Origin of the sequence: Robiginitalea sp., assembly GCF_049588695.1 — a bacterium.
GTDB lineage: Bacteria > Bacteroidota > Bacteroidia > Flavobacteriales > Flavobacteriaceae > Robiginitalea.
Map to the genome: position 1 here is coordinate 1 of NZ_JBAVZJ010000485.1, position 2,587 is coordinate 2,587.

At 46.6% G+C, this 2,587-nt stretch carries 2 protein-coding genes; one reads left to right on the forward strand and one right to left on the reverse strand.

Features of this window, described 5'->3' with window-relative positions:
• Positions 1-623: hypothetical protein (locus WBV75_RS11355; protein ID WP_424120712.1), on the reverse strand; the 623-nt coding region annotated here is incomplete at its 3' end.
• Between the two features lie 203 nt (positions 624-826).
• Between WBV75_RS11355 and WBV75_RS11360 the strand changes: the two genes are divergently transcribed.
• The gene (locus WBV75_RS11360; protein WP_424120713.1) at positions 827-2,422 is read left to right on the forward strand and encodes a tetratricopeptide repeat protein; all 1,596 of its coding nucleotides are present in this window, start codon (positions 827-829) and stop codon (positions 2,420-2,422) included.
• Positions 2,423-2,587: the final 165 nt, after the last annotated feature.

Consider the following 2,587-nt stretch of genomic DNA (forward strand, 5'->3'; position numbering starts at 1 on the left):
GAGGAGCCCAGGCCGTCAAAATACAGGCCGACCCTCATATCATCCGTTAAGCGGTAATTGACATCTCCACGGGAGGGGAGAAAAAGTCGTACTTCATATTGCTTATCCGGGCTTTGGTAGTAAAAACTCAATAAGGGTACCAACATCCATCCAAAGGATTCTTTACTCGCGTATAAACCAAAACCGTAACTGGAATCCGGCGATTTCTGTTTTTCAAAAAGCTGCAGGGTAGCGATTTGAACGCCAGCCCGGGATTCCTGAAAAGCCGTGGAGAGCCTCGGAAAAAGGTAATGCGTTCCGCTCCAGTCATTCCCATAGTTCAATCGCACCCCGATATGTAAGGCTACGGAATAAAGGGTTGTGGCCTCAGGGCTTGCCGGATCCAGATGGAGACGATTGACGGTCATATTGACCCCGGGCAACAGAATCGGACCTTCTTCGATAGGAAAGGGGAGACTCACACTGATATCCGCATGCTGTATAGTCGTTGTGGCATCGGAGATTTCGTAGGCAGAGGGAGGGCTGTAATTGTATGAAGCGGTAATGAGGTCTACATAGGACTGTGCGTGGATTTGAAGACTCCCAAAAAGGAGTAGGGCTCCTAAAAAAAACGGTCTAAACACCCGGTTCATTTTTAGAAAGATAATCTAAAATGTTGATAATTAGATGATTTGGTGTAAATAAATGAGGTAAACAAAACTTTGTTAAGGTGTAACAACCTGTCCGTATTTACGTCCAATCATTAAAATAAAACAACATGTTGCCATCTGTATTATCTGCTTTTAAACCCATAAAGCTTTTACTGATATATTGTTTGTTAATTCTGGTGCCATGCTTGCAGGCACAGGAATTAAATTCACAGCAATGGCAACAAGACCTGGATTATCTTCAAAAAACCATCCACGACGAATATGCATTTCTTTTTAAAAAGATCACAGCTTCAGAATTTGATGAAAAAGTGGGTGCCTTGAGGGCGGCAATTCCCAAACTGGAGGATCATGAGGTGATGGTAGGTTTGGCCCGTTTGGTAGCTTCTTTTGAATACGGGCATACGGTTTTGGGGTATTGGGAAGGGAAGGTCCCCTTGCATGAATTGCCCATAGTACTCTATCAATACGATGACGGAATCTTTATTCAAGGAGTTCACAGGGATTATGCGGAGCTCGCCGGGGCACGACTACTCGAGATAGAGGGGATGCCCGTTGCACGCGTCCTGGAGCTCATGCGTCCGGTAATTCCTGCAGAGAATGAGATGTTTGTAAAGGCATATGGCATACATTACCTCACCTTTCCCGAGTTCCTCCACGCCCAGAAAATCCTTTCGGAGAACAAGCGGGATATCACCCTCACCCTGGAAGAGGATGGTCAGATTCGCCGTGAAACCCTTTCTGCGGTGCCCGCCGAGCGTTTTCCACGGCGATATGGGATGGTCATTCCGGGGGAGGACTGGGTCGAGTCCCGGGACACCACCCGAAGCCCTTTGTACCTCAGGCAACTGGACCGAATCTCCTATTATGAATACCTGCCTGAGGAAAAGGCACTTTACGTCCGCCAAAGTCAGATTATGGATGATGAAAAAGCGGATATACCTACCTTTTTTAAAGGGGTTTTTGAATTTATTGAACAAAATGATGTCGATAAACTCATACTCGACCTGCGCCTTAATGGGGGTGGGAATAATTACAAAAACAAACCCATAGTAACCGGGGTCATTCGAACGGAAAAGATCAATAAACCCGGAAAATTTATGGTCATTATCGGAAGGCGGACGTTTTCTGCCTGTCAAAACCTGGTCAATGAACTCAGTTCCTATACAAACGCCGTATTCGTGGGAGAGCCCACAGCCGAGAATATCAACTTCTACGGTGACAACCGGCCGGCAACCTTACCAAACAGTGGTCTGAATGCCTATTTGTCCTTTGCGTGGTGGCAGGACAAACCCCAGTGGGAGAATGGCCCCTGGCTCGCGCCCCACCTGGCTACCGGGATGACCTTTGAACAATACCGCACCAATCAGGATCCGGCTCTTGAAGCGGCCCTGGCTTTTTCAGATTCTACGTTTATCCTCAATCCCATGGATCACCTGACAGAATTGTTTACCTCCGGAAAGGTGGATCAGGTTAAACCCACGGCTGCCCGTATGATTTCAGATCCAAATTACGCGTTTTACAACTTTGAACAAGCATTTGATAAGACAGCACATAACTTGCTAAAAAGCAACCGTTTAGATGAATCATATTTTGTCTTTTCCATGAATGCTGAATTCTTTCCCGAACGGGCCGGGGTTTGGAACGGAATGGGGGCCATTTACGCGAAGCAGGGAGAACTGGAAAAGGCCCGGGAGGCCTATCAAAAAGCCCTGTCACTGGATCCCGGGGGGCAGGACGGAGAAGAGGCCCGAAGAAGACTTCAGGAATTATAAGGGTCAATTTTAAGGGTATTCCGCGGGTTCAAAGGTGAAATATTTTCGTATCTTTTTGTACCTTCTGCGAACTTCTAACGATAGAATTATGAGCCTCCTGAATCGGCATACAGTATTGGTCATGGGTACTTTATTCCTTCTATTGGCTTTTACTTCCTGTAAATC